Annotated in this window: 21 protein-coding genes; 6 read left to right on the top strand and 15 right to left on the bottom strand. The window is 67.9% G+C overall.

Annotated elements, in window-relative coordinates; translation table 11 throughout:
• Positions 1-7: 7 nt before the first annotated feature.
• The 11 genes from ACEPA4_RS11785 to ACEPA4_RS11735 form a co-directional block, all read right to left on the bottom strand.
• Positions 8-481 carry a DUF3613 domain-containing protein gene (locus ACEPA4_RS11785; protein ID WP_065178480.1) on the bottom strand — a complete coding sequence of 158 codons (474 nt, stop codon included), beginning with the start codon at positions 479-481 and terminating at the stop codon, positions 8-10.
• A complete protein-coding gene (locus ACEPA4_RS11780) occupies positions 478-1368 on the bottom strand; it encodes a Flp pilus assembly protein TadD (RefSeq protein ID WP_374082860.1) in 891 nt (296 codons plus the stop codon). The genes ACEPA4_RS11785 and ACEPA4_RS11780 overlap by 4 nt, the downstream gene beginning before the upstream one ends.
• Complete coding sequence (locus ACEPA4_RS11775; protein ID WP_374082859.1) at positions 1368-2303, bottom strand: type II secretion system F family protein; 936 nt, start codon at positions 2301-2303, stop codon at positions 1368-1370. Before ACEPA4_RS11775 ends, ACEPA4_RS11780 begins: the two co-directional genes overlap by 1 nt.
• Before the next feature lie 28 nt (positions 2304-2331).
• Positions 2332-3288, bottom strand: a complete 957-nt coding sequence (locus ACEPA4_RS11770; RefSeq protein WP_005416988.1) for a type II secretion system F family protein — start codon at positions 3286-3288, stop codon at positions 2332-2334.
• A 2-nt stretch (positions 3289-3290) separates the two neighbouring features.
• Positions 3291-4637, bottom strand: coding sequence for a CpaF family protein (locus tag ACEPA4_RS11765; RefSeq protein WP_053500164.1), 1347 nt, complete (start codon positions 4635-4637; stop codon positions 3291-3293).
• Positions 4622-5878, bottom strand: coding sequence for a fimbrial protein (locus tag ACEPA4_RS11760; RefSeq protein WP_065185731.1), 1257 nt, complete (start codon positions 5876-5878; stop codon positions 4622-4624). The genes ACEPA4_RS11765 and ACEPA4_RS11760 overlap by 16 nt, the downstream gene beginning before the upstream one ends.
• A 28-nt stretch (positions 5879-5906) precedes the next feature.
• The gene (locus ACEPA4_RS11755; protein WP_374082858.1) at positions 5907-7265 is read right to left on the bottom strand and encodes a type II and III secretion system protein family protein; all 1359 of its coding nucleotides are present in this window, start codon (positions 7263-7265) and stop codon (positions 5907-5909) included.
• Positions 7266-7283: 18 nt separating this feature from the next.
• Positions 7284-8321 carry a Flp pilus assembly protein CpaB gene (gene cpaB, locus ACEPA4_RS11750; protein WP_374082857.1) on the bottom strand — a complete coding sequence of 346 codons (1038 nt, stop codon included), beginning with the start codon at positions 8319-8321 and terminating at the stop codon, positions 7284-7286.
• A gap of 25 nt (positions 8322-8346) precedes the next feature.
• The gene (locus ACEPA4_RS11745; RefSeq protein ID WP_005416981.1) at positions 8347-8823 is read right to left on the bottom strand and encodes a TadE/TadG family type IV pilus assembly protein; all 477 of its coding nucleotides are present in this window, start codon (positions 8821-8823) and stop codon (positions 8347-8349) included.
• Positions 8820-9365: a prepilin peptidase gene (locus ACEPA4_RS11740; protein WP_065178475.1), complete on the bottom strand. Its 546-nt coding sequence runs from the start codon at positions 9363-9365 to the stop codon at positions 8820-8822. The genes ACEPA4_RS11745 and ACEPA4_RS11740 overlap by 4 nt, the downstream gene beginning before the upstream one ends.
• An 89-nt stretch (positions 9366-9454) precedes the next feature.
• Positions 9455-9643, bottom strand: a complete 189-nt coding sequence (locus ACEPA4_RS11735; RefSeq protein ID WP_005416979.1) for a Flp family type IVb pilin — start codon at positions 9641-9643, stop codon at positions 9455-9457.
• A 687-nt stretch (positions 9644-10330) separates the two neighbouring features.
• Here ACEPA4_RS11735 and ACEPA4_RS11730 point away from each other — a divergent pair.
• From ACEPA4_RS11730 to ACEPA4_RS11715, 4 genes are all read left to right on the top strand, one after another.
• Entirely contained in the window at positions 10331-11311 is a 981-nt protein-coding gene (locus tag ACEPA4_RS11730) for a helix-turn-helix domain-containing protein (protein ID WP_053500175.1), read from the top strand.
• Positions 11312-11546: 235 nt separating this feature from the next.
• Entirely contained in the window at positions 11547-16928 is a 5382-nt protein-coding gene (locus ACEPA4_RS11725) for an ESPR-type extended signal peptide-containing protein (protein WP_374082856.1), read from the top strand.
• Positions 16929-16989: 61 nt separating this feature from the next.
• Positions 16990-17826: an OmpA family protein gene (locus ACEPA4_RS11720; RefSeq protein WP_005416976.1), complete on the top strand. Its 837-nt coding sequence runs from the start codon at positions 16990-16992 to the stop codon at positions 17824-17826.
• A gap of 148 nt (positions 17827-17974) precedes the next feature.
• Positions 17975-18238 carry a hypothetical protein gene (locus ACEPA4_RS11715; protein ID WP_223224455.1) on the top strand — a complete coding sequence of 88 codons (264 nt, stop codon included), beginning with the start codon at positions 17975-17977 and terminating at the stop codon, positions 18236-18238.
• An 80-nt stretch (positions 18239-18318) separates the two neighbouring features.
• On the opposite strand, the gene ACEPA4_RS11710 is transcribed toward ACEPA4_RS11715, so the two are convergent.
• A complete protein-coding gene (locus ACEPA4_RS11710) occupies positions 18319-19146 on the bottom strand; it encodes a class I SAM-dependent methyltransferase (RefSeq protein WP_005416972.1) in 828 nt (275 codons plus the stop codon).
• Between the two features lie 63 nt (positions 19147-19209).
• On the opposite strand from ACEPA4_RS11710, the gene ACEPA4_RS11705 reads away from it, so the two are divergent.
• Complete coding sequence (locus tag ACEPA4_RS11705) at positions 19210-19614, top strand: MerR family transcriptional regulator (protein ID WP_065185728.1); 405 nt, start codon at positions 19210-19212, stop codon at positions 19612-19614.
• A gap of 30 nt (positions 19615-19644) precedes the next feature.
• Here ACEPA4_RS11705 and ACEPA4_RS11700 read toward each other — a convergent pair whose 3' ends face one another.
• From ACEPA4_RS11700 to ACEPA4_RS11690, 3 genes are all read right to left on the bottom strand, one after another.
• Complete coding sequence (locus ACEPA4_RS11700) at positions 19645-20361, bottom strand: MgtC/SapB family protein (protein WP_005416969.1); 717 nt, start codon at positions 20359-20361, stop codon at positions 19645-19647.
• A 101-nt stretch (positions 20362-20462) separates the two neighbouring features.
• Entirely contained in the window at positions 20463-22235 is a 1773-nt protein-coding gene (locus tag ACEPA4_RS11695) for a chloride channel protein (RefSeq protein WP_050562703.1), read from the bottom strand.
• Positions 22236-22297: 62 nt separating this feature from the next.
• The gene (locus ACEPA4_RS11690) at positions 22298-24379 is read right to left on the bottom strand and encodes a TonB-dependent receptor family protein (RefSeq protein WP_374082855.1); all 2082 of its coding nucleotides are present in this window, start codon (positions 24377-24379) and stop codon (positions 22298-22300) included.
• A 131-nt stretch (positions 24380-24510) separates the two neighbouring features.
• On the opposite strand from ACEPA4_RS11690, the gene ACEPA4_RS11685 reads away from it, so the two are divergent.
• A complete protein-coding gene (locus tag ACEPA4_RS11685) occupies positions 24511-25431 on the top strand; it encodes a M14 family metallocarboxypeptidase (RefSeq protein WP_374082854.1) in 921 nt (306 codons plus the stop codon).
• The last annotated feature ends 29 nt before the right edge of the window (positions 25432-25460 follow it).

Genomic DNA, 25460 nt, shown 5'->3' with positions numbered 1-25460 from the left:
GCCGACCTCAGCGTCCGGAGGAGGAGGCGTCCCTGGACCGGGAGACATCGGTCTCAAAGAAGTCCGGGATCTCGTGTTCAAAGCTCTTCAGGTAACGCGCATAGCTCAGCGTGGCCTGGTCACCCAGGATCGGCAGCCGTTGGCCGGCTTGCTGCCCGGAGGCCTGCAGGCGGAACAGGTTGCGGGTCGCCTCGCCGCTCTGCAGGCGTGCACGTGGTGCGGCGGGCGGTGCTGAAAGAGGTGCGACGTCGGTTGCGATGGTCGACGCTTGCGCTCCAGTCACCTCGGCGGATGCAGCCGGTGCGGCCAACTCCACGGTGGGGAGCGGTTCGGCCTGCATCGGCGCTGTAGCCGGTGCCGACAGTGAGGGGCCACCGAGCATCTGTCCGGTCAATGGCTGTTGCTGTGCCTGCACGGCACCGGCCACAAGCAGGCAGCACAGCACGGGCAACAGGCGTCGGATCTGGCGCATCGTGGTCATGGTGTGCTTCCGGTCGGGTGGTCGGTGGCGCTGAAGCGTTCCAGCATCGAGGGTGGCAGGCGCTGCGGATCGCGTTGGTCGCGCGGGTCGCGGCGGGGTTCGCTCGCCAGCCGTGCGCCGCCCGATGCACGAGCGCCACTCTCGACGCTCGCCGTGTGTGCAGGTGTGGCTGCGTTGGCGGCGGCAGCGGCCTGTCGTTGCTGCAGGCGCGTGCGGATCTGCTGGGCCTGCTGCTGGATGCTTCGGCGCGTTTCCTCGTTGAGGCTGGCCTGTGCCGATAGCCGCTCCGCCGTGGCCTGGTCGCCGCGCAGTACCGCCCAGAGTGCAAGGTTGGCCGTTGCCTTGGCGTTGCCCGGTGAAAGTTCCAGGGCCTTGGCCAGCGGCTCGCGGGCCTGATCGAACTGGCCGGCACGCAGCCGTGCATAGCCCAGGTCGCCCAGATAGTCGGTGTTCAAGGGCTGCAGCTGCGTGGCGCGCGCCAGCGCCTGTTCGCTTCCGGCGTCGTCGTCGCGGCGTGCAGCGATCAGGCCCAGGCCGTGGGCGGCCGCCGCGGCCTGCGGCCCGCTGGACAGCTCGCGATACAGCGTGACCGCCGCGTCGGCCTGGCCGGTCTCGCGCAGTGCGTCGGCCTGCAGCAGGCGCAGGGCAGGGCGATCACCATAGCGCTGGCGGAAGGCCTCCACGTGGGCCAGCGAGGCATACCAGGCGCCCTGCTGCTGCATGCGTTCGATCAGCTCCAGATAGGCGTTGCGGCTGTCCTGCGGATCGGGTTCCGACGGCGCAAGGCTGGGCGCCCGCACATATTTCGGTGTGGTCGAGGCGCAGCCACTGGCCAGGGCGGCGAGGGCGACGGCAAGCAGCAGGCAGGAGGTGCGCAGGGCAGGCATCAGGGAGATCCCATCTTGGACAGGGTGGTGGCCAGCGCGACCAGCGCCGGGCCGGCAAGCACCAGCATCAGTGCCGGCAACAGGGTCAGCATCATCACCACGGTCATCTTCACCGAGAGCTTGCCGACCTTTTCCTTCAACGCGTTGCGGCGCTGTTCGCGCAGGCGGATGCTGAACTGGCGCAACGGCTCCTGCACTGCGCCGCCGTGCGCATGCACCTGCAGGATCAACTGCATCAGGCTGGCCAGGTCATCATCGGCGTAGACCTCGCTCAGCCGCCGCAACGACTGCGCGCGCGTGCGGCCATGGGTATAGGCCACATTGGCTTCCTGCAGTTCGCCGCCGAGTACCGGCAATGCATCGCGCAGCTTGTCACCCAGGGTCTGCAGGCTCTGGTCCATGCTGAAGCCCACGCCCTGCAGCAGGCGCAGCAGGTCGATCAGCAGGGGCAGCTCGTTCTCGACCGCGCGGCGGCGGCGCTTGACCCACGACGACAGCACGAACTTGGGCAGCAGCAGCCCGGCCGCCAGCGCACCGATCACCACCATCACCTTGGCAAGCCCGTGCGCGCTGCTGAACGCCAGCGCCAGCGCCAGCACCAACAGGGCAAGCAGCAGGCGCAGGCCGAGATAGATCGCGGTGCCACGGCGCGTGTTCCAGCCAGCCAGGTCCAACAGCAGCTTGTCTTCGTTGGCAAGCAGCGCCGCCTCCAGGCGGCCGCCACTGAGCGAGCGCCCGAAGCGCTCGATCCAGCCCAGCGAGTCGCGGCGCGTGGCCCCGGTGTCGCGGCCTTCCTCACGCGGCTGCAGGGCGGTTTTCAGTGTGGCTGAGGTGCGGTGCTCGCGATGGCTGCGCACCCAGCCGGCGATACCGAGCAGGGCGACGCCGGCCGCCAGCACCAGCAGCGAAAGGGCGAACCAGGCGCTGGCGCTCATCGGGCACCTCCGGGGCGGCTGTGGGCGGTCATAGTGATTTGGCCAGGCGGTACAGCAGGAACGCCCCTAGCAGTTCCAGGCCCAGCGCGATCAACAGGATCCTGTGACCGAGCGGGTCGTGCAGCACCGGCTGGAAAAACGCCGGGCTGGAGATTGCCATCAGCACCGCACTGGCGGGCGGCAGCAGCCCCAGTACCCAGGCCGACATCCGTGTTTCCGAGGTGGTGGCCGCCAGTTCCTGCTGGGCCTGTTCCAGGTCGCGCATGAAATCGCCCATGCGTTGCAGGATCTGGTCGGCGCGGCCACCGATGCGCACGCTCACGCCGATCACCACTGCCAGCACCTTCAGTACGTCCATCCGGTACGGCTGCGCGGCCAGGCTCAATGCACGATCCAGGTCCATGCCGCTGCGCGCATAGCGCACCGTGGTGTCGAGCAGGCCGCGCAGTGGTGCGCTGGTCTGCATCGAAGACACCTGGAACGCGGCCTGCAGGCTGTTGCCCAGCGCGGTGAGGCGGACCAGGTTGTCGAGAAAGTCCGGCATCTGGTGCAGCAGCTGCGCGCGCAGCTTCGTGATCCGGCGCATCACCCACAGCCAGCAGCCCAGCAGGTACAGCAGCAGGGTCAGCGGAAACATCCAGGCCGTGCCCAGCCGCATCGCCGCCACGACCGCAAGCATCAGTCCCGGCACCAGCAGCATCAGTGGCAGCTTCCAGCCCGGCGGAAGGCCGGCGCGCTGCAGGACACCGTCCCACGGCAGTACACGGGTTCCGGTGCTGGCCGGGCGGGTCGAATCGTTGGCCGCCGCAACGGCAGGCCCGGCCGGTACCGCGCCGGCCGCGCTGCCGCGCGCCAGTTGTTGCTCGGCATGCTGCAGCGAGGCCTGGCGCTGCTCACGGCTGGCGGCGGTGCCCCATAGCCAGACGGCCAGCGCCAGCAGCACCGAGATGATGCTCAACACGCCCAGCAGCAGGCCGGTGCCCATGCTCAGAAGTCCCCGTAGAGCGATTCACGCAGTTGCTGGCGGAACGGCTCCAGCTTGTGCGAGTGCGGATGGAAGCCCAGGCCGATCCAGCGGTCGGTCTCGCGGCCGGTGGCGTCGATCTGCACCTCGTGGCGGAACATTTCCTGGGTGGTGATCAGGTTGTCGCTGACCCCGGTGATCTCGGTGATCGAGACCAGCACCCGGCGCCCGCTGCCCAGCCGCGAGATCTGCACGATGAAGTCGATGGCGCTGGCAATCTGCCGGCGCAGGCTGTCCTCGCTGCCCTGGAAGCCGGCAAAGCCTGCCAGCATCTCGATGCGGTACAGGCAGTCGCGTGGCGTGTTGGCGTGGATGGTGGCCATCGATCCGTCATGGCCGGTATTCATCGCCTGCAGCATTTCCAGCACTTCAGCGCCGCGCACTTCGCCGACCACGATGCGGTCCGGGCGCATGCGCAGACTGTTGCGCACCAGGTCGCGGATGCTGACCGCGCCCTGGCCCTCGGCGCCGCCGATGCGGCTTTCCAGGCGCACCACGTGCGGATGGTTCAGCGAAAGCTCGGCGGTGTCCTCCACGGTGATGACGCGCTCGCTGGGTGGCACGTAGCTGGCCAGTGCATTCAGCAGCGAGGTCTTGCCGGAACTGGTGCCGCCGGAGACCAGGATGTTGCAGCGGCCCAGCACCATCGCCTTCAGCAGGGCCTGCATCGGTGCGTCGAAGGTGCCCTTGGCAAGCAGCTCGTCGGGGGTGAACGGGTCCTTGCGGAACTTGCGGATGGACACCATCGGCCCGTCCACCGCCAGTGGCGAGATGATCGCGTTGAGGCGGCCGCCGTTGGGCAGGCGCGCATCGACCATCGGATTGGAATCATCCAGCCGGCGGCCAAGCGGCGCGAGGATGCGGCGCAGGATGCGCAGCAGGTGGGTGTCATCGGTGAAGCGCTGGGTGGCACGCCGGAGCTGGCCACCCTGCGAAACGTGCACGTCCTTGAAACCGTTGATCAGGATGTCTTCGATGGAGGGGTCGTGGAGCAGGTCGTCCAGCGGGCCGAAACCGGTCAGCTCCTTGACCAGGCCCTCGGCAACCACCTGCATCTCTTCTTCGTTGATCGGGATGCGCCATTCCTGGATGAAGCCCACGGTCTGTACCTGCACCCAGCGGGCGATGGTATCCGGGGCCCAGGAATCGATGTCGATGCGCTCGTCCTCGATGCTGTTGAGCAGGTGCTCATGCGCGGCCGACAGCACCTTCTGGTACTGCTCGGTCTGTGCGAACGGCAGGTGGCCCGGGCTTTCGTGCAGCAGCGGGCGGGCAACGGCATGCGGGAACGGGGTTACCTTGTCTTCCATTGCGATCCACCCAGGGCAAGGGAGAGTCTTTCCCGCAGGCCATGCGGCTGGACCGGGCAGGCAGCCGGGTCCAGCCGTGACACGAGCGGGGCGAGGGCACGCAGGTAGGGATCGCGCGGCGCATCCTGCAGCAGCAGGCGGCCCTGGCTGGCGGCAAGGCGCACACGCGGTCGTTCAGGCAATGTCGCCAGCAACGGCAGTTCGAAGCGGCGTGCGATCTGTTCCGGGCTCATGCCGCTGCTGTCGTCGTGGCGGTTGATCACCAGTTGCAGGCGCTTCTCGCGCTCGCGCTGGCCTGCAAGATGCTTCAGTGCCTGGTCCAGCGAGACCAGCGTGGCGATCGACGCATCGGTGACCAGCCAGATCTCGTCTGCCTGGTCCAGCAACAGCGGCGGCAGCTGCCGCAGCGGGCAGCCGCCGGCATCACACAGCACGCTGGCGAACACCCCGCGCAGGCGCTGCAGCAGCGCGCCAGGGTCGGACGGGGGCACGGCATCACTGCCGCCGGCACGGTCCAGCAGCACCAGCCCGGAGTCATGGCGCGCCATCGCGGTGCGTGCGAGGGTGGCGTCGATGCGGCTGGCGTTGCGCAGCGCATCCTCGTAGTGGAAGCGGCTGTCGAGATTGAGGTACAGCGCAAGGTCACCGGTGGGCTGTGCCAGTTCCATCAGGAGGCCGTCCTGTTGCACTGCATCGCCCTGGGCGAGGGCCCGCGTCTGTTGCGCCAGCACCGAAAGATGTGCGGCCAGGGTACTGGTGCCGACGCCTGCGCGCACGCCCAGCAGCACGATCAGGCGCGCCTTGTGCGCATGCTGCGCCACCGCGGCCGGGCGCGGTGACAGTGCGCGCCGCAGTGCCGCCTCGATGCCGGCGTTGTCACTGTCCAGGTCCAGCACATCGCGCAGGCCGGCGCGCAGCGCGATCACCACGCCTTCGACCTGGCCGGCGCTGGTGGCGCCGACCGCGACCAGCGCCAGGTCCGGTTGGGTCTGCTGCAGCTGCTGTGCCAGTACGCTCGAGGCAGCCGCGTGCTCGGGCCGGAAGTCAAGCAGCACCAGGCTCTGCGGGCCGCGTTGCAGGTCCTGCGCCGACGTCGGCGCACTGCTGTCCTGCCAGTGCAGGGTGGTGGTCGGCGGCAGCTTGGCGGCCAGCCGGGGCAGCAGTTCGCGGTCGATGCCGTACAGGACCAGGTTCATCGGCGGTCCTTGCGGATGCAGCGGCTGGGCGGTGGCGTAGGGCATGGGCGTGGTTCTACAGGCATCATGGAAGTCAGCGCGAGAAGCCGGGCACCGGGTCCTGGCTGACCGGCCCCAGCAACCACGATCCCCATTCGGGAAGATGCGGCTTGGCTTCGCGCTCGCCAGGCAGCGGCAGTTCGGTATTGCGTGCCAGCGGCTGCACAAGACGCGGGGTGACGATGATCACCAGCTCCTTGTCCTGGCGCTTGTAGTCGAAGTTGCGGAAGAACGAACCAATGATCGGCAGGTCGCCCAGCAGTGGAATCTTGTTGACGTTGGAGACGATGTTGGAACTGACCAGGCCACCGATGACGAAGCTCTCGCCATCGCCCAGCTCGACCGTGGTATCGGCGCGACGGGTGGTGATCGAGGGAATCTGCACGTTGTTGAGCACGATCGCGTTGCTGTAGTCCAGGTCGCTCGCCTCCGGCGCCACCTTCAGCGCGATCCGGTTCGGCGCCAGTACCGTTGGGGTCACGGTCAGGCCGATGCCGAAGGGCTTGTAGGTGATGGTGGTGGTGCCAAGCCCCTGCGGCTCCAGGATCGGCAGCTCGCCACCGGCCAGGAAGCTGGCGCTCTGGCCGGACAGTGCCACCAGCGTCGGCTCGGCCAGCACGCGGGCCATGCCATTGCTCTGCAGCAGTTCGACATCGGCGTTCCACAGTCCCTTGGTCGAGCCGAACACCAGCCGGAACGCCGAGGAAATCGGCGACACGGCCTCGTTGCTGCTGTTGCCTTCCTTCATGCCGGGCAGCAGGCCGGTATTGCCGGGCAGGCCAGTGCCGGGCCGCGCGAAGCCATAGGCGAAGCCGCCATTGCGGTTCTGGAAGTTGATGCCGATCTGCTTCATCGCGGTCTTGTTGAACTCGACCACCTTGACCTCGACCTGGACCACGCCCCCACTGTTGATGGTGGACGCATCGGCAAGCATGCCGTCCTTGCCCAGCGCCATCGCCGCAGTGCGCTGTTCCTGCATGTGCGTGAGCATGCTGTCGGTGCTTCCCTGCAGGAGGCCCTGCTGGTCCTGCTGGGTGAACACCAGCCCGGTACCGCTGGTGCTGGCAGCGCCCTGTACGGCGCTCTGCACCCGTACCGTCAACCGCTGTGGCTCGGCCTGTCTGCGGTGCCACAGCAGCAGGGTGGTGGTACCGGGCATCTTGCCGACCAGCAGCGCCTGGCGCTGCCCGCGCAGCATCACGATGTCGGCCACACCCGGGTCGGCAATGGCCACCCGCTCCAGGTCGGCCGGCAGGTTCCAGGGACGCTGCTCGCGCGCCTGCAGCACCAGGTCATCGGCGGCCACGCTCGTTGCCGGCGCCAGCAGCACCAGCAGCAGGGCCAGCCAGCGCTGGCGGAGGGAGAGGCGTGGACGGCGGCGACGTTCGGTCATGGATGCACTCGATGCAGGTCAAAGGGAGGCACGGGATGCGGAACTGTCGCCGCGGATGATCTCGATCCCCGGCGCGCGCGGTGCACTGCGACGTGGCGCCGGCGCGCGCGACGGTGAATCCGGGGTGCCGCGTTGCGGTGCACTGCCACGTCCGGCCAGCGCGTCGCTGTCGATACCGGCAAAAGCGTGGTTCTCCGGCCGTTGCAGGGCGAGCTGCTGTTCGGCGTCGAGCCCACGCAGCGGGTCGATCACTCCGCGCGATTGCGGGAACAACGCCAGGTCGGGCAGGCCGGTATCGGCGGGATTGCGCAGGGCCAGGAAAAGCTTGCCCTGCTGCGCACCCAGCAGCAGCCGGTTGGCGTCGGCCACCGGTACCGCAAGCACCGCGCTGCGTGCGGGTTGCGGCGCTTCATTGCTGTTGCTGTGCGTGCTGCCACTTCCGGTGATGTCGGCAGCGCGCGGGTCGTTGCGGGAGTCGGCCTCGCTGTTGGAAGTAGTCTCTGTGGCCACCGGCACGATGTCCTGCTGGCCGTAGCTCAGGACGCGCAGGCGCGACAGCAGCAGGCGCGTCTGCGCGGCTTCGCCAGGGCTGTTGATGTTGGGCTGGGCGTTGCGGAGGTTGAGGAAGACGTCGACGAAATCACCGGGAAGGATGCGGTTGCCGGCACCGACCAGTTCGTCCACGGGCACGGCCAGGGCACGCTCGCCCGGCCGCAGCTGCAGCGAGAAGCCCTGAGCCAACGCGCTGCCGTTGATCACACTGCCTTCGGCAATGTCCTGCACCGGCACCTTGCCGGTCACGGCGGCAATGCTGGTAGCGGCGCCGGGGACGGGTGAGGTGCGCTGGGCCAGGCGCAGGCCGTTGGCGCTGATCGGCTCGCCCGCAGGCAGGCGTGCCACGGCTTCGACCACGGTGATCGCCTGGGCCTCGTTGTGAGCGACTGGCGCGACCGTTGCAGGTGCGGCGGGTTTGCGCCCGATCATGAAGGCGATCAGCGCCAGCAGCACGGCCAGGCCGATCAGGGCGACGGCAGCGATGCGGGTCAACTTGAGCATGGAACCGTCTCCAAAGTACCGATCATCAATTGCCGCTGCCGAGATCGAGCTGCGCGACCGCGACGCTGCGGATGGGGGCCTGCATCACCCACTTGTAGAGCGTGGCGGTGCCGGGCAGGAAGGGATGGTTGGCGTAGTCGTAGCTGACCGTCACGGTCATGCATTGGGCCGTGGCCAGACCGGCGCAGGGCGCCTGTGCCGACACCACGATGGCGTTGCTGCCCCCCGCGCTGCAGTCCACGTTCTGCCTGGAAAACTGCAGCAACCATTGCATCGAGGTGCGTGCGGCGACGCAGGCGGCTGTGCGTCGTTCGCTGGCGGTGCCGTAGCGCAGCGAGGCACGCGCGCCTTCGGCCGAGGCGGTGGCCAGGGTCTGTTGCGCCGCCATGATCATCACCCCGGAGAAGGTGAACAGCAGCAGCGGCAACAGGCCGAGCATCAGCATCAGGGCGAACTCGATGCTGGCGACACCGCGTTGCAGGCGTGGGCTGCGGATGTTCATGGTGCACCTCCGTAGATGCTGGCCAGCACCCAGCCGATGGCGGCCAGTGCCAGGTAGGCTGCATAGGGAATGCCATGTCGTCCCTGGCGGGCGGCCTGCATGTCACGCAGCACCGGATGCGCTTGCCACTGCGTGCTGGTGCGATTGACCTGCATCTGCAGGTGACCGGGCAGCAGCACGCCCAGGCGGCGACCGGCCAGCACCAGCACGGCATGCAACCCAGCCGCGAGGCTCGCTACCAGCCAGACCGGCAGCAGCGCCTGCCAGCCCAGCATCAGGCCCACCACGGCGAAGAACTTCACGTCCCCGGCGCCCATCCAGCGCAGGGCATGGAACGGCAGCAGCGCCAACAGGCCGATCGCCGCGCCGGCCAGGTGGGGCAGCCACGGCTGGCGCGGCGCACTGAACTGGCCGACCACGATCACCGCAGTGGCGATCACGCATGCGGCGACCAGCCAGGTGTTGGGCACCCGACGGGCATACAGATCACTGATCGCGATCCGCAGGCAGACGCCGATGGCCAACAATCCCAGCACTGTCATCGCACACTCCATCGTCCGTCACTGGACGGTCTTCGCCTGGTTCCATGCGCCCCGCCGTCGCGGCCCTGCCGGCCGCGCGCGGTCGCCGCTCAGGTCGTCGAGCCCGACGCCTTGGTGGCCAGTGCGGAGAGGTTCTTGAACAGCGTTTCGAAGAACCCCTTGATCTGGTCGTTGCCGACCGCAATCAGGACGCCAGCGATGACGGCAGCCAGCAGCCCGTACTCGAGCGCGGTGACGCCGTCTTCTTCCTTCAGGAATTTGCGGATCGATGCGTTCATGACCAATGTCTCCCTCTACCTGTCTGCGGATGCAGTACACCTGCGTTGGGCGGTGGCCCGGCTCCGCCGGGATCGTCCGTGGGCCTCCGCGCGTCCTGGCGGAGGAGGCACGGCGGGACTGGCCCGCTGTGCTCAAGCAGGGTGATCGTTTCCAGGCGGGACATCGGCCGCACGGTCGCGACCGGACGGCCCGGGGCCGGTGGTCGAGGCATCCAGTGATGCGTGCGTGGTCATGCTGTCCCCCTGGGTGCGGCCAGATGGCCGGATCACCGTAATGTCGACTTTGCCTGAATGGCGGTTGGCTGCAACCGGAACCTATATGCAAATTCGGCAGAAACCCCGGAAGCCTGAAAATTTCAGATGGTTTCTGTGACGAAAATCCGTTCGCACGCAAAACGATTCATTGTCGTGCAGATAATGTGATTCGCTTTGTGGTCCATGCGAAAACCGTGCCAGCCGCTCCGACATTTTCTTCACTTGTGTATCCATTTTCATCATGCCGGGCCGCGGGTTTACCTTTGCCGATTATTGGGCATACTCGCATTCAAGCTCTTGCATTGATTTGTACGATCGCATCGACGCCGGTGCTGCCGGCGTGGCAACAGAAATGGATTCTGGATCGTTGCGCGCCCTGTCAGGCAGTGGGGGCCGCAGCGGATGGCGGATCAACGGGGGGACAACACTGTCATGGTCGATGGTGGGGTAGAGGACAGCGACGACAGCGGCCTTCGGTCCATAGACCTGGCCACGCTGAGCGGCGTGCTTCGCGTCTGTGATGTCGAACTGCTGCTGCTGGATGGCAACGGGCCACGGGCGGCGTTCGCTTCGCGCGTGCACGAGGAAGCCCTGTTCTGCAGCATCAGCTGCGGCTTCCATTGCCGTGGCCGTTTCATGCTGCCGCCGGACTGGGCGATGCTGGGGTACCTGCACGCCACCGATGAAACGATGAGCTGGTGCCACGGCGTGCCGCTCACGCCGGGCATGGCGCTGACGATCATGCCGGAGGGCATCAGTGAGTTCACCCTGAGCCCGGGCACGCACATGACCCTGATGCTGGTGCCGGTGGCCCGCGTCCAGCGCAAGCTGACCGAACTGAGCCTGCGCAGCACGCCACCTGCCGGCCAGGCACTTTCGCTGTTCAACCTGGCCAGCGACGCCACGCCGCTGGCGCGCCATTACCAGCAGCTGCACCTGCAGCTGGGACAGGGGGCAGGGCTGCAGCCGGATGAAACCGAGAACCTGCTGCATGAGCATGTGCAGGCCCTGCTGGGCGCCGGTGCGGCGGATCGCCCGGGCTGCACCCGTGCGCGGCGCACGCATTATCTGATCGCGCAGCGTGCAGAGAACTTCATGCGGCTCAACCTGCGTCGCAACATCTACATGAACGAGATCTGCGATGCCGCCGGCGTCAGCGAGCGCGGCCTGCGCTATGCGTTCGAGGACCTGTTTGGAACCTCGCCGAACCGCTACCTCTCAATGCTGCGCCTGTGCGCGGCCTGCCGCAGCCTGTCGATGGCAGACTCCAGCCGTCGCTCGGTGAAGGCGATCGCCCTGAGCTGCGGGCTGTGGGACCTGTCGCGCTTCGCTGACAACTACCGCAAGGTATTCGGCGAACTGCCGCGCGACACCCTGATGCGCGCACCCGCGCAGATCGGCCAACCGGCCTGATCCAGGCCCGGCAAGGGTTTTTGCGGTGTTTATGCCGGAATTGCGTATCCGCTTGCCGATCGTGTTGCCGCTTATGCATAGCCGGCTGCCGATTCCGGCCGTGGATTTGCCGGAATGCGCGATTGCCGTGCCGGATTGAAGTGCACCGCCCTCGTTGCAACCGCTGAAATGTCAGTCACCTGCCTAGCGGCAAGTCCACAGACATTCCAGTTGTTCGCCTACGGGGGAAATGCTCATGAACCGCATCTACCGGCGTGTATGGAACCGCCAGCTCAATGCTCTGGTTGTGGCCTCGGAACTGGCCACCGGCGACAGCGGCGGCAGCGCCGCACGCGATCCGCGCGCCTTCCTGCTGATGCCCACGGCCCTGGCGCTGGCACTGCTGTGTGCGCTGGCCAGCGGTCACGCTGGGGCCTCGGAAACCAATCAATCGCTGCGTGACCTGCAAGCACTCGCGGCAAAGTATGCGCAGCCGATGCCGGTCAAGGTTGACGCGGAAGTGGCCCTGGCTGCTGCCGCGCGGCAGGCGCAGAACAGCCCCGCAATCAGTGCGGATGCTCGTCTGGGCCTGCAGTTGAGTACCACGTCGCTGCCGTTGGTACCTGACGTGTTGCCGGCCACAGTGCAGGTGAAGCTGGCAGCGAACACCGTGCCGAAGCAAGTGGCCGTGCCGGCGCTGGCGGCTGATGTCCGCGCCAATGTTGGCGTGGGCAACGCTGCGGCCAGGGCGGCACAGGTGGATGCATCGCTGGCTGCGCACGTTGCGCCCGGCGCCCAGGCGCCGCTGGGCGTCGCTGCCGATGCGCGCGCCAGGGCCAAGGTCGGCATCGCTGGCCGCCAGGTCGCTTCGATCGATACGGGTGCCCGGGCGGCCGCCGGCCTCAGCGGTGCAGCCGCCGGATCACTGCCTGGGCTGAAAGCCACCGTCGACGGCAAGGCCGACACGCATCTGGCGGTCGCTGGCCATCACATCGAAGGGCAGGGCCAGGCCCGGGCGACGGCGGCAGTCACGCTGCCCGCCAAGGAGGAGCTGCCGGGTGAGACCCATGATCGTGCCATCAGCGCCGCCTTCGATGCCGGCGTCGCCGGCAAGGTGCGCGTGCAGGCGCCGGACGGCCAGGAGGTAGTGGCCGATCGCAACCTGAAGCTGGCCGGACAGGCGACCGTCGCGGCGCAGCACAGCGCACTGGGCGTCGGCAACCTGGTGGGTGGTGCGGTGGGTGCTGTCGGTGGGACGCTTCACAGTGCCGCGGGTGCAGTTGGTAGCGCAGTGGGTGGCGCGCTGAACGGCACAGTCAGCACGGTTGGCAGCGCCGTGGGTGGCACGCTCAACAACACGGTGGGCGCAGTCGGTGACGCAGTTGGCGGTGCTCTGAACGGTACTGTCGGTACCGTTGGAAGTGCAGTGGGCGGCGCACTGAACGGCACCGTCGGCCAGGTCGGCAGCGCCGTGGGCGGCACGCTCAACAACACGGTAGGCGCAGTCGGCGGCGCAGTGGACGGTGCTCTGAACGGCACTGTCGGTACCGTTGGAAGTGCAGTGGGCGGCGCACTGAACGGCACCGTCGGCCAGGTCGGCAGCGCCGTGGGTGGCACGCTCAACAACACGGTGGGCGCAGTCGGTGGCGCAGTTGGCGGTTCTCTGAACGGTACTGTCGGTACCGTTGGAAGTGCAGTGGGCGGCACGCTCCACAACGCGGTCGGCGCAGTCGGTGGCGCAGTTGGCGGTGCTCTGAACGGCACTGTCGGTACCGTTGGAAGTGCAGTGGGCGGCGCACTGAACGGCACCGTCGGCCAGGTTGGCGGCGCCGTGGGTGGCACGCTCAACAACACCGTCGGCCAGGTCGGCGGCGCCGTGGACGGTGCTCTGAACGGCACTGTCGGTACCGTTGGAAGTGCAGTGGGCGGCGCACTGAACGGCACCGTTGGCCAGGTCGGCAGCGCCGTGGGCGGCATTCTCAACGGCACCACCGGCAGCCCCACCGGCGGCCTGGGCGGCGTGCTGGGCAGCACGCTGGGCAGTGTCGGAAGCGCGGTGGGCAACCTGCTCAACGGCAATCTCAATGGCACCGTCGGCAACCTGGGCAGCGCCGTGGGTGGCCTGGTGGGAGGCACGCTGGGCAGCCTCGGCCTGACCCAACCCTCGGCGATTCCGCCAACCAGTCCGAAGGCGCCCGCGCCGGCCGACCCGAATGCTGGCCTGATCATCGGCACCGGTGGCCTGGTCGGCAATGTCGGCCAGCTGATCGGGCCGACCACCACCAGCCTGTTCGGCGGCAACGGCTACCTGAGCAACGGCAATCTCAAGCTCAGCAACGCCAACGTCATGCAGACCTATTCGACGGTCAATGTGCTGGGCCTGCCGGTGGTCAACCTGTCGCCGGTCGGCAGCACGCTCAATGGCCTGGGCGGCGCAGCCACGGGCGGCAGCTCGCACCTGACCCTGATCGGTGGCGTGACTTCCGACAGTTACATCTACAACATCAACAACGGCAATCCCGGTGGCCTGCTGGGCCTCCTTCTGCCAACCGACTCGCCGGCGTGGGCGGCCAAGTGCCTGGACATCGCGCTGGCCGATATTTCCTGCTGGGCGGTCAACGCGGCACAGGACTACCAAGTGTTGATGGGCGATGGCGCCTTCGCCAACGGGTCCAAGGAAGTGGTGATCGGTGCCAATGCACGCCATGAACTGCCGAAGGTCGATGCCAATGTCGCCTTCCCCGGCGATGGCGTGAACGATCCCAGCAATCCGACCGGCGTGCCGACGGCCGACTATGCCGCCCGCATGGGCCACTCGGTCGTCGTCGGTGACAGTGCCGTGGGCACCGCCAACGGACAGACCCTGCTGGGTGCCGAAGCCACTTCGAACCAGGCCAACTCGGTCGCGCTGGGTTACCGCTCCGCTGCACTGCGCGGCGCTCAGGCCAGCTACAGCGCGTACGGCCTCACCGCACCCCAGGTCTCGGCCGGCGAAGTGTCGGTGGGCACAGCCGGTGGCGGCGAGCGCCAGATCACCAACCTTGCCGCGGGCAGCGCCAATACCGATGCTGTCAACGTGGCCCAGCTGAAGGGCGCCATCAGTCTGATCGACGATGTGGCCTCCGCAGCGGTCACCTATGACCTGGACGGCTCGGGCAACCCGAACTATCGCCGGGTCACGCTCGGCGCAGGCACCGGCACCACCACCATCGGCAATCTTGCCGCCGGCGCGGTCACCGCCGGTAGCCTGGAGGCTGTCAACGGCGGCCAGCTGGCGGCTACCAACAGTGCCATCGCCAGTTTCTTCGGTGGTCATGCGGCTTTCGATCCGGCCAGCGGCATCTTTACTGCACCGTTGTTCGAGATCAGCACGATCTCCACTGGTGGTGCCATCGCCAAGGGCCTGTATGAGAATGCCACCGATGCCTTCGCCGCAGTCGATGGCTCGCTGGTCAACCTCAATACGCAGATCACCGACATCCGCAACGGTGGCACCAAGTACCTGCGGGTGAACTCGACCGGTACCGAGGCGGTGGCCAGCGGCGCCGACTCGATCGCGGTGGGTACCAATGCCCGCGCCACTGCCGCCAACAGCATCGCGGTCGGCGCCGGCAGCCTGGCCGACCGTGCCAACAGTGTCTCCATCGGTGCGGCCGGTGCCGAGCGCCAGGTCACCAACATGGCGGCCGGTACTGCTGCGACCGACGCGGTCAATGTTGGCCAGCTGCAGGCATCGGAACAGGGCGCGCTGCGCTATGACCTCAACGCCGATGGCAGTGTCAACTACGCCAGCGCCACGCTGGGCCAGACCGGCACGGCAACCACGCTGCGCAACCTTGGCCCGGGCCAGGTCAGTGCCACCAGCAGTGAGGCCATCAATGGTGCCCAGCTGTTTGCCGCCAACCAGGCGGTAGCCACCCATCTGGGCGGTGGTGCCGCGGTCGATGCCAACGGCGTACTGACCGCACCGACCTACTCGATCAACAACGTCGCCGCCAACGGCACCGTGACCAAGGGCAGCTACAACGATGTTGGCACCGCGTTCGATGCCGTCAGCAACTCGCTGGCCAACGTTGCCGACCAGACCGGCGAGATCGACAAGCTGGCCGTGAAGTACGACGTCGATGGCAGTGGCAACGTGCTCAACAGCGTGACGCTGACGGGTACCGGCACCGGCGCGGTGAAGATCACCAACGTCGCCGCCGGCAGCATCCTGGCTGGCAGCAGTGATGCCATCACCGGCGACCAGCTGTTCAGCACGAACAGCACCATCGCCACCTACTTCGGCGGCACCACCGCCTACAACGGCACCACCAACGTGTGGACCGCGCCGACGTTCAGCATCTCCAGCATCGCCACCGATGGCACCTTCACCAGCGGCGACTACAACAACGTCACCGCCGCCTTCACCGCTGTCGACGGCTCGCTGAAGGTCCTAAACCAGCGCATCACCAATGGCGGTGGTGGCAGTGCGTACCTGGCGGTCAACTCAACGGCGGCCGCAGCCACCGCGGCAGGTGCGGAAGCGGTGGCGGTCGGCCCGCAGGCCAGCGCAGCCGGTGCGAACAGCGTGGCGGTCGGCAACGGTGCCAGCAGCAGTGCCGGCAACAGCGTGGCGCTGGGTGCCGGTTCGGTCGCCAGCGTCGGTGCACAGAGCGGCTACACCGGCGCCTACGGGCAGACCGGTGCCAGCAATTCGGCCGGTGAGGTCTCGGTCGGCAGCAGTGGCAGCGAACGCAAGATCACCCACGTAGCCGATGGCTCGGACACCTATGACGCGACCAATGTCGGCCAACTGAAGAACGGCGTGAACTACGCCATCGACGAGTCGAAGAAGTACACCGACCAGAAGATCCAGAACATCACCAACGTGGCGGGCAGCTTCCGCGCCAACAACACCAACAACCTGGCCGATCCGTCCGCCAGCGGCGCCAACTCGGCCGCCGGCGGCGCAGGCTCCACCGCCGCCGGTGCCAACTCGACCGCGCTGGGCAATGGTTCGCAGGCGCAGGCCGACAACTCGGTGGCGCTGGGTGCGGGTTCGGTGGCGAACCGGGCCAACACGGTCTCTGTCGGTGCCGCCGGTGCCGAACGCCAGGTGGTCAACGTGGCAGACGGCTCGCAGGCCACCGATGCGGTCAACGTGCGCCAGCTGCAGGCTTCGCAGCAGGGCACGATCCGCTACGACACCACGGTGAACGGCGCGACCAACTACAACAGTGTCACCCTGGGCAGCACCAGCAGCGGCCCGACCACGGTGCGCAACGTCGCCGCCGGTACTGCTGGCACCGATGCCGTCAACGTCGACCAGCTGAAGTCGGGCATGGCGCAGACCCTGGACTGGTCCAAGGCCTACACCGACGAGCGCATGGGCGGCTTCGAGCGCGACCTGCGCAAGACCGACAATCGTGCTTCGGCCGGTATCGCGTCGGCGATGGCCACCGCAGCGCTGCCGCAGCCGAGCGAGGCGGGCCGCAGCATGGCCTCGATCGCGGCTGGCAGCTACAACGGCGAATCGGGCGTGGCGGTCGGTATCTCCGGTGTCTCCGAAGGCGGCCGCTGGATCTACAAGTTCAGCGGTTCGACCAACAGCCGTGGCGAGGCCGGTGTGGCCGTCGGTGCCGGCATCCAGTGGTGATCCCCGCCGCCGGGCCGCACCCGCGGCCCGGTATCGCGGAAACGTCTACAGGGGGAACGACATGAAACAGCATCGCATCGCCCGCGCCGGCCAATGTGCCGCCACGCTGGGCCTGATCCTGGGGATGGGCCTGCTGGCCGCCTGCCGCAGCCATGCGCCGGCCGCCGACGGTCCTGCCGAAGCCACCGCCGTGCACTTCCCGGAGGCCTCCAAGGCCTCGCTGAAGGAAGGCATCTATCCCGACGTCGCCGACCTGCGCCGCTTCGCGCCGGGAATGAGCAAGCGGCAGCTGTACACGCTGCTGGGCACGCCGCACTTCAATGAAGGCATGTGGGGCGTGCGCGAGTGGAACTACCTGTTCAACTTCCGCACCGCGCAGGGCGCGGAGTACTTCACCTGCCAGTTCCAGGTGCGCTTCGACAGCAAGGGCATCGCGCAGGGCGGTTATTGGAAGCCGGAGTCGTGCGCGGCCGTGCTCGAACCGCCGCGGCCACCAGCGCCGCTGGCACCGGCACCGCTGCCGGAGCAGCCCCTGCGGCTGTCGGCCGACGCGCTGTTCGGATTCGACAGCGCGGTACTCAGCGCCGAAGGCCAGCAGGCGGTGCAGGGCATCCTGGCGCAGGTACGCGAGGCCGCGCAGGTGCAGTCGATCAAGGTAACCGGCTACACCGACCGCATTGGCAGCGCCAGCTACAACCAGGCACTGTCGCAGCGCCGCGCCGATGCCGTGCGCAACGCCCTGGTGCAGGGGGGCGTGCCTGCAGCCAGCATCAGTGCCGAAGGACGCGGTGCGGCCGAGCCGATCGTGCAGTGCGAGCAGCGCAACCGGCGCGAGCTGATTGCCTGCCTGGCGCCGAACCGGCGCGTGCAGATCGCCGGGATGGCACAGCCACGTTGACCTTCCTGCGCCGGGGCGATGCCCCGGCATCCCGAGTCCCCCCTGACCGCCGGCAGGCGTGGCAACGTCTCCCCCGTCGTCCACGCCTGCCTGCGGCTCAGGTTTCCAAACGGTGCACGCGATGAATGCCCAATTCCTGCCCCTCTCCATGAAGACGGAAGCTACGCTCAGCGTGTACGGCCAGCTCGGCAACCATGCCGTGGTGCGCATCCCCGGGCGGCGCCTGCCGGGCCTGATCCTGCAGGCCGATACCGTGGCCGGGTTCCTGGCCCAGCTGCAGGAAGCCCAGGCCTGCCTGCGCAGTGGCCGCGCACAGCGCACCGATGCCGAGCTGGACATGCTGATCGACGTGCTGCAGCAGTGGTACGCACTGATCGAATCGCGCCTGGCCGACGCCGGCGAGGCCCTCTAGCAGAAAAAGGGACGGAGGGGATTAAGTCGTTTCCGGCACAACCGGGGCATATGCGACTTAATCCCCTCCGTCCCCTTTTTTCAAGCGTGGGCGCGGATCAACCAACATGCGGCATCCACGCGAACGCGGTCACCTTCGATGAACGGCGCGAATGCGGCCAGTGCTTTTTCGCGAAGCACTGCGGCGCGGGCTTCCGGCATCGATCGCAGGGCCAGTCCCAACGGTCCCAGGTGACCGACATAGGTCGGCAGGTCTTCGCGGGCGAGCGAACAGGGCAGGTCCACCGCAACCACTTCCACGTCATTCCAGCCGGCGGCCTGCAACAGGCGCTGCACGCGCTCGCCATCGGCAAAAGCGAACTGTCCCGGTGCGCCGGGTACGCGGGGCGGAAGATCCAGTTCATCGCCAATGGCGCGCTCGGCGGTGGTCATGAACGGATTCTCCCCGGCACTGCGCCACGCGATGAAGCGCAGCCCAGCGCCCGGTGTCCTGGCACGATGCAGGTTGGCGAACGCGGCCTGGCTGTCCTCGAAGAACATGACGCCCAGCCGCGACTGGATCCAGTCGAAGTGCGCGGGCGGCAGCGGATGGCGCTGCGCGTCTGCCACGATGAAGTCCGCGTCCAGTCCTGCCGCCTTGGCGCGCTGATGGGCCAGCGCCAGCATCGGCGCGGAGATGTCCAGGCCGGTGCAATGTGCCGCGGGACGCGCTGCGGCCGCGGCCAGCAGGCTGGCGCCGGTGCCGCAGCCGATGTCGAGCAGTTCGGTAACGGTCTCAGGAAGTTCGGTGACCAGCAGGTCAGCCATCGGCTGGAACAGGCCGTCAAGAACAGCCTGTTGCGCAACCCACGCCTGGCCGCCAGGGCCGTTCCACAGGGCGTTCTGATCAATGGGAGATGTGCTTGCCATGGCCTTGCCTCGCCGGGTAGTTGCCCATAGCTTGGTGCTTGAAGGTCACTTGAGGTCAAGCCCGTGCGCGAACTGGATATCGGCGAGGTGGTCAAGCGCAGTGGCGTGCCGGCCTCGACCCTGCGCTACTACGAACAGCTGGGGTTGCTGCAGGCGCTGGGGCGCCGCGGCCTGCGCCGGCAGTACGACGCGCAGGTGCTGGAACGGCTGGCGCTGATCGGCCTGGGCCAGGCGGCCGGGCTGTCGCTGCAGCAGATCGGTGCAGCGCTGCCGTCGCAGCAGGGGTGCATCTCACTCGACCGCGAGGCACTGCTGGCACAAGCCGAGGTGCTGCAGCGGCAGATCACCCGGTTGCAGCGGGTGCGCCGGCACCTGCAGCGCGCAGCGGCCTGCCCGCAGGCGGAGGATGCCCGCAAGTGCGGTTCGTTCCGGAAACTGTTGCGCGCGCAGCAGCGGATGAGGGGATGAGAGAAGAGCCTCCACGCCCCGCGTGGATCATCAATCGCGGGTGCTGACTTCCCACGTGGCATGCAGCACGCCCGGCACCTGCTCCATCCGTGCCAGCACCACGTCCAGTTCATCGGCACTCACGGCCGTACTGACCAGCACCGCGATCACATCGGTAGGCGCGTCGGCATGCTCGACCACCTGCACATCGCCCACCGGATACTGCGCCGCTTCCAGCGCATCGACCAGGCGCTCGCGCACCCGCGGCACGGCGTCGGCATCCACGCTCAGGCGCACCTCGTAGGTGGCTTCGGTCGCTGCCTCGTTGATCGGAATGCGGTTGATGGCATTCACCAACGGCCGCAGCAGGGTGTTGCCGGCGATGATCAACACGGTCAGCAGCACGCCTTCGGCCAGCATGTCCGCGCCGGTGCAGCTGCCGACCGCTGCAGAGCACCACAGGGTGGCGGCGGTGTTCAGGCCACGCACGTTCATGCCTTCCTTCATGATCACGCCGGCGCCGAGGAAGCCGACACCGGAGACCACGTAGGAGATCACCCGCACCGCCTCGGCACTGCCGGCGATGCGCATGCCCAGGTCGACGAAGGCGGCGGCGCCGACTGCCACAAGCACGTTGGTGCGCAGGCCGGCGGTGCGTTGCCGGTACTGGCGCTCGGCACCGATCAACGTACCCAGCACGAAGGCGGCCAGCAGGCTGACCACGGTGTCGGCGAAGGGACCTGCCTGGAAAGTCTCAATGAAGCGCATGGCCGGAGTCTACCCGGTCGAGGTGACAGTAGATCCACGCCATGCGTGGATTTCGAAAGTGCCAGAAGCGACTTAATCCCCTCCGTCCCCTTTTTGTCGGGTCAGTCGGTGTCGTCGACGCGCTCGCCCATCAGTTCGCGCTGGCGCTTGTCCAGCTCCTCAGCGTAGCGCTTGCGTACGAAGGCTTCGGACACTACGCCCAGCACCTGGCCGTCGGCGCCGACCACGGCCAGTTCATCGGCCTGGGTCTGGTCGAAGCGCTGCATCACGCTGACCACGTCCGCGGACGGCGACAGCGACACGTCACGGTTCTCGGCCAGCTCGCCAATCGCCGTCTCCGGTTTCACGCCGTCGCCGTAGACGCGCGGAATCTGCACGATGCCGGCGTAGTGGCCCTCGCTGTCGATCAGGATCACCCGGCTGCCCGAGCCCAGCGGGAAGCGCTGGCGGAACGTGGCGGCGTCAAGGTCGGACGGGGCGGTGGCCACGCCCTTGCGCATCAGTCGGCCGGCGTTGAGGTTCTGTACCCAGCCCACGTCGCGGGCACTCTTGATGGTCTCCCCGCGCAGGTGCATGCGCCAGGTCGAGAACGAATAACCAAACCACTGCCGTACCAGCGTGCTGGACACCAGCACCGCACTCATCACCACGCTGGTCAGCAGGAAGTCGTGGGTGCCTTCCAGTACCAGCATGGCCATGGTCATCGGCGCGCCGACCACGGCTGCGGCCAGCGCTGCCATGCCGGCCAGCGCGGCGGAGGTGGCGTCGACCACCGGCACGCCGGTGGCCATGGCCAGCAGGCCGGCGAACAGCGCGCCGACCAGGGTGCCCATGAACAGCGAGGCGAAGAACAGGCCGCCACGGAAGCCGAAGCCCAGCGAGATGCCCGAGGCCAGGCACTTCAGGGTCAGCAGGCCGCCGATCCAGATCAGCGGCAGGTGCGTGGTCAGGTCCAGGTGCAGGGCGCCATGTCCGGACGACAGCACCTGCGGGCTGGCCAGGGCCAGCGGTATCAGCAGCAGTCCACCGACCACCGGCCGACCCCAGGCAGGCAGCGGGCTGCGCTTGACCGTGCCCTCGATCGAGGCGATCAGCCGCATGATGGCAATGCCGACCATCGCGCAGCAGCAGCCGAGCAGACCGTAGATGGCGTAGTCGGCGGCGCGAACGTCGATGGTCGAGGCAGCGGGCAGCAGGTAGGCCTCGATGCCAGCCTGGTCGGCCACGAACGCGCCGGCCAGTGCAGCCACCGCCACCGGCGCCAGTGCGGCCGGGGTGTAGGCGCCGATGACGATCTCGAACGCATAGAACGCGCCCGCCAGTGGCGCACCGAAGGCGGCGGCGATGGCGCCGGCGGCACCGGCGCCGACCAGGATGCGCACGTCATTGCGGCGCAGGCGCATCACCCGGCCCAGCTGCGAACCACTGCCGGCGCCCATCTGCGTATACGAAGCCTCCAGACCCACCGAGGCGCCGCAGCCATTGGACAGCAGGGTCTGGGTCAGCACGATCAGGTTGTCGCGCATCGACATGCGGCCGCCATGCAGGGCATTGGCTTCCACCGCATCGAGCAGGGGCCGCTTGAGCCGGGTCGCGGCCAGGCTGACCAGGCCGACCAGCAGGCCACCCAGCGGAAGCACCAGCAGCGCGGTCCAGGTCAGCGAGGGCAGGGAGCTCAGGCGCATACCGTCGTCCAGGCCATACAGCGTGCCCTGCAGCCAGCGCGCGATGCCCGACTGCAGCAGGGTCAGGTAGCCGGCGATCAAGCCGACCAGCAACGCCAGCGCGATGAACCACAGGTCGCTGCCACGCAGGCGCAGGCGCAGGCCCTGGAAGGCCAGATGCAGGCGCGATGGCGAAACAGGCAGTGACATGGTGGCGGCATGATACGCCGCCACCGTGAGCGCCACCGTCACCGCATCGGGTGGCTACCGCCTCAGAAGCGGTAGCGGCCCTGCACGTAGAACGTGCGCGGCGCGGCCACCATGCGGCCGGCGTTGCCATCAACGTTGCGGGTGTACCAGCGCTTGTCGGCCAGGTTGTTCACGCCCAGCGCAATCTCGCTGTCGCCCAGGCCCGGCACCTGCCAGGCCACCTGCGCGTTCCACAGGCGCACGCCCGGCACGCGGCCCACGCGCGCATCGGCGGTTTCTTCCCAGGTGTTGGCGGCATCGGAGAACTGGCCGCTCTGGTGGGTGCTGGAGACATTGAAGGTCCAGCCGGCCAGCGCGTAGCGGGCGCCGACGCTGTCGGTGTCGCGCGAGTAGAACGGCACGTCCAGGCCACGGTTGTCGCCCGACTGCTGGATCGCCTTGGTCCAGGTGTAGTTGGCGTACAGCTCCAACCCGGCCAGCGCACTGTCCTCGGCGAAGTGGTACTCCAGTGCACTCTCCACGCCCTTGTGGTCGGTGGCGCCGATGTTCTGGAAGGTCGGCGGGGTGATTCCCGGCACCTGCAGGATCTGGTTGTCGAAGCGCATCTTGAACACGGTCACTTCCGCGCGCAGGGCGCCGTCCTGCCAGCGCGCGCCCAGCTCGGTGGTCCTGGCGATTTCCGGGTTCAGCGGGTTGTTGGCCGTCTGCGAATTGAGCTGGATGTTCTGCACCGGCCCGAACGAGGTGGTGTAGTTGCCGAACACGGTCAGCTGCGGAGTCAGCAGATAAGCGATGTTGAGCGAGGGCAGAGCCTTGTCGTTGCGGCTGCTGAAGGTCGCCGCGCCACCGGTCTGGCGGCGGTCCATGTCGATCCACTCCATGCGCACGCCCGGGGTGATCCGCCACTGGCCGATCGCGATGCGGTCGTCGATGTAGAAGGCGTGCGCGTCGGTGGCGTTGTCGAAGCGGGTGGTGGCACTGGCCGCGCCGGTGCGGCGGGCGACGGTGTAGCTGCGGTCGTTGCCGCGCTCGCGCAGGAAGCGGTAGCCGGCGGTGATGTCATGCATCGCGCTGCCCCAGTGCAGGCGCTGGGTATAGCGCGGCTCGATGCCGAGCACGCGGTAGTCGCGCGGCTGCACGGTCAGCTGGGTGTTGGCGGCGTTGATCAGCGAGCTGGCTCGGCTGCTTTCGTTGTAATAGGCCAGTACCTCGAACTCGCTGTTGGCCGACAGCGTGTTGGTGTAGCCCAGGTCGACGCCGGTGCGGTGGCCCTTCCAGAAATCGGTGGGGCGGGTGTTCTGGAACGGATCGGCCTCGTACTGGGTGCGGGTCAGGCCGCCCGGGGTCAGCGAGCGCACATCGTAGTAGGACAGCTTGGCGCGCAGTTCCTGCTGCGCATCGATGGCGTAGGCGAACTTCAGCGCGAGATCATTGAAGCGGTCATCGCTGCCCCGGCGCCAGCCGCGACCATCCTGGCCGGAGTACAGCAGGGCCGCGCCCAGGCCATTGTCGCCGGTACCGCCGAGGAAGGCGTTGTACTGGGTGCTGTCACCGCCGCCATGGTCGTAGGCGGTGTAGCGCATGCCGGCTTCGCCGTGCAGGCCGGCCTCGGTGGGAATGGAGCGGGTGCTGAAGTTGATGATGCCGCCCACGTTCTGCGGCCCGTAGCGCACCGCGCCGCCGCCGCGCACCACGTCGATCGACTCGATGTTGGACAGGCTGGTCGGCGCGAACGACAGCTGTGGCTGGCCATACGGCGCCACCGCTAGCGGCACGCCGTCCAACAGTACGGTCGAGCGCGGCGAGTAGCGCCCGGTGAGGCCGCGCACGCCGATGTTCAGCGACACCGAACTGCCCGCGGTGCCGGAGTTGTCGGTGACCTGCACGCCGGGGATGCGGCGCATCGCATCGCCGAGGCTGGCCGCGCCGCTGGCCTCGATGCGCTGGCGGTCGACCACGGTGCGCGCGCCGGCGAAGCTCTTCACGCTGTCATGCAGGCCGGTGCCCAGCCAGCTGCCCGAGACCTGGATGCTGTCCAGCGTGGTGGCGCCGTCCTGGGCGAAGGCGGTGGCGGCCGGGAGCAGGCACAGGGTAAGGGCGGCGGCCAGCGGCAGGCGGGCCGGTTGCAGGGCAGGGATGGGCATCGGTGCGGGCTGTGGAAGGCGGTAAATGAGAATTATTGCTGATTCCATTCGCGAATGGAATGCGCCGCCGGTTCACACTGTTCCCCCAGTGGTAGAGTGGGCGATCGCTTCCTGACTCGCTGAGATCTGCCATGTCCCAAGCCGCCTTCTACCCCGTCGGAACCCCTGGCCAGCCGTGGGGAGCGGCGGAACGGGAGACGTGGCGTGGCCGCCAGCAGCGCCTGCGTCGCTATGACGAGGAAGTGCTGCCGCGCATCGAGGCGCTGGCCTCGCGCTTCGACAAGGTGGCCTACGGCCAGCTCGACTACGCTGGCGAGACCTACACCCTGTTCGCTCTGCGCAGCCGCGATTGGAACCCGGTGCTGCCGGCTGCCCTGGTTACCGGTGGCGTGCACGGTTATGAGACCAGCGGCGTGATGGGCGCGCTGGAATTCCTCGAAAAGCACGCCGCCGACTACGCCGGCAAGGCCAATCTGCTGGTGGCACCGTGCGTGAATCCGTGGGGCTTCGAGCGCATCAACCGCTGGAACTTCGATGCGATCGACCCGAACCGCAACTTCCGCGCCGGCGGCCCGGCGCGTGAATCAACGGCGGTGATCGATCTGATCGCGCCGTACAAGGGCCAGTTCGTGCTGCACATCGACCTGCACGAGACCACCGACAGCGACGAGAGCGAGTTCCGCCCGGCGTTGGCCGCGCGTGACGGCAGGCCGTTCGAACCGGGCCTGATCCCCGATGGCTTCTACCTGGTGGATGACAGCGAGAACCCGCAGCCGGCCTTCCAGCAGGCGGTGATCGCCGCGGTGGAGAAGGTCACCCACATCGCGCCGGCTGACGACAAGGGCGAGATCATCGGTTCGCCGCTGGTGGCCCACGGCGTGATCGAATATCCGCTGGTGAAGCTGGGACTGTGCGCGGGCATCACCGGTGCGAAGTTCACTACCACCACCGAGGTCTACCCGGACAGCCCACGGGCGACCCCGCAGCAGTGCAACGACGCGCAGGTGGCCGCGGTGTGCGCGGCACTGGATTACGCGCTCGCCCATCGTTGACCGGTAGTGCCGGCCGCTGGCCGGCAACT

The organism is Stenotrophomonas sp. P2112, assembly GCF_041897515.1.
GTDB lineage: Bacteria > Pseudomonadota > Gammaproteobacteria > Xanthomonadales > Xanthomonadaceae > Stenotrophomonas > Stenotrophomonas sepilia.
This window is presented reverse-complemented; position numbering and strand designations above follow the sequence as displayed.

What these genes read in the sequence shown, in the direction of transcription:
- ACEPA4_RS11785 (WP_065178480.1), bottom strand. Translation starts at nt 481, where the DNA reads ATGACCACGATGCGCCAGATCCGACGCCTGTTGCCCGTGCTGTGCTGC.
- ACEPA4_RS11780 (WP_374082860.1), bottom strand. Translation starts at nt 1,368, where the DNA reads ATGCCTGCCCTGCGCACCTCCTGCCTGCTGCTTGCCGTCGCCCTCGCC.
- ACEPA4_RS11775 (WP_374082859.1), bottom strand. Translation starts at nt 2,303, where the DNA reads ATGAGCGCCAGCGCCTGGTTCGCCCTTTCGCTGCTGGTGCTGGCGGCC.
- ACEPA4_RS11770 (WP_005416988.1), bottom strand. Translation starts at nt 3,288, where the DNA reads ATGGGCACCGGCCTGCTGCTGGGCGTGTTGAGCATCATCTCGGTGCTG.
- ACEPA4_RS11765 (WP_053500164.1), bottom strand. Translation starts at nt 4,637, where the DNA reads ATGGAAGACAAGGTAACCCCGTTCCCGCATGCCGTTGCCCGCCCGCTG.
- ACEPA4_RS11760 (WP_065185731.1), bottom strand. Translation starts at nt 5,878, where the DNA reads ATGCCCTACGCCACCGCCCAGCCGCTGCATCCGCAAGGACCGCCGATG.
- ACEPA4_RS11755 (WP_374082858.1), bottom strand. Translation starts at nt 7,265, where the DNA reads ATGACCGAACGTCGCCGCCGTCCACGCCTCTCCCTCCGCCAGCGCTGG.
- cpaB (WP_374082857.1), bottom strand. Translation starts at nt 8,321, where the DNA reads ATGCTCAAGTTGACCCGCATCGCTGCCGTCGCCCTGATCGGCCTGGCC.
- ACEPA4_RS11745 (WP_005416981.1), bottom strand. Translation starts at nt 8,823, where the DNA reads ATGAACATCCGCAGCCCACGCCTGCAACGCGGTGTCGCCAGCATCGAG.
- ACEPA4_RS11740 (WP_065178475.1), bottom strand. Translation starts at nt 9,365, where the DNA reads ATGACAGTGCTGGGATTGTTGGCCATCGGCGTCTGCCTGCGGATCGCG.
- ACEPA4_RS11735 (WP_005416979.1), bottom strand. Translation starts at nt 9,643, where the DNA reads ATGAACGCATCGATCCGCAAATTCCTGAAGGAAGAAGACGGCGTCACC.
- ACEPA4_RS11730 (WP_053500175.1), top strand. Translation starts at nt 10,331, where the DNA reads ATGGTCGATGGTGGGGTAGAGGACAGCGACGACAGCGGCCTTCGGTCC.
- ACEPA4_RS11725 (WP_374082856.1), top strand. Translation starts at nt 11,547, where the DNA reads ATGAACCGCATCTACCGGCGTGTATGGAACCGCCAGCTCAATGCTCTG.
- ACEPA4_RS11720 (WP_005416976.1), top strand. Translation starts at nt 16,990, where the DNA reads ATGAAACAGCATCGCATCGCCCGCGCCGGCCAATGTGCCGCCACGCTG.
- ACEPA4_RS11715 (WP_223224455.1), top strand. Translation starts at nt 17,975, where the DNA reads ATGAAGACGGAAGCTACGCTCAGCGTGTACGGCCAGCTCGGCAACCAT.
- ACEPA4_RS11710 (WP_005416972.1), bottom strand. Translation starts at nt 19,146, where the DNA reads ATGGCAAGCACATCTCCCATTGATCAGAACGCCCTGTGGAACGGCCCT.
- ACEPA4_RS11700 (WP_005416969.1), bottom strand. Translation starts at nt 20,361, where the DNA reads ATGCGCTTCATTGAGACTTTCCAGGCAGGTCCCTTCGCCGACACCGTG.
- ACEPA4_RS11695 (WP_050562703.1), bottom strand. Translation starts at nt 22,235, where the DNA reads ATGTCACTGCCTGTTTCGCCATCGCGCCTGCATCTGGCCTTCCAGGGC.
- ACEPA4_RS11690 (WP_374082855.1), bottom strand. Translation starts at nt 24,379, where the DNA reads ATGCCCATCCCTGCCCTGCAACCGGCCCGCCTGCCGCTGGCCGCCGCC.
- ACEPA4_RS11685 (WP_374082854.1), top strand. Translation starts at nt 24,511, where the DNA reads ATGTCCCAAGCCGCCTTCTACCCCGTCGGAACCCCTGGCCAGCCGTGG.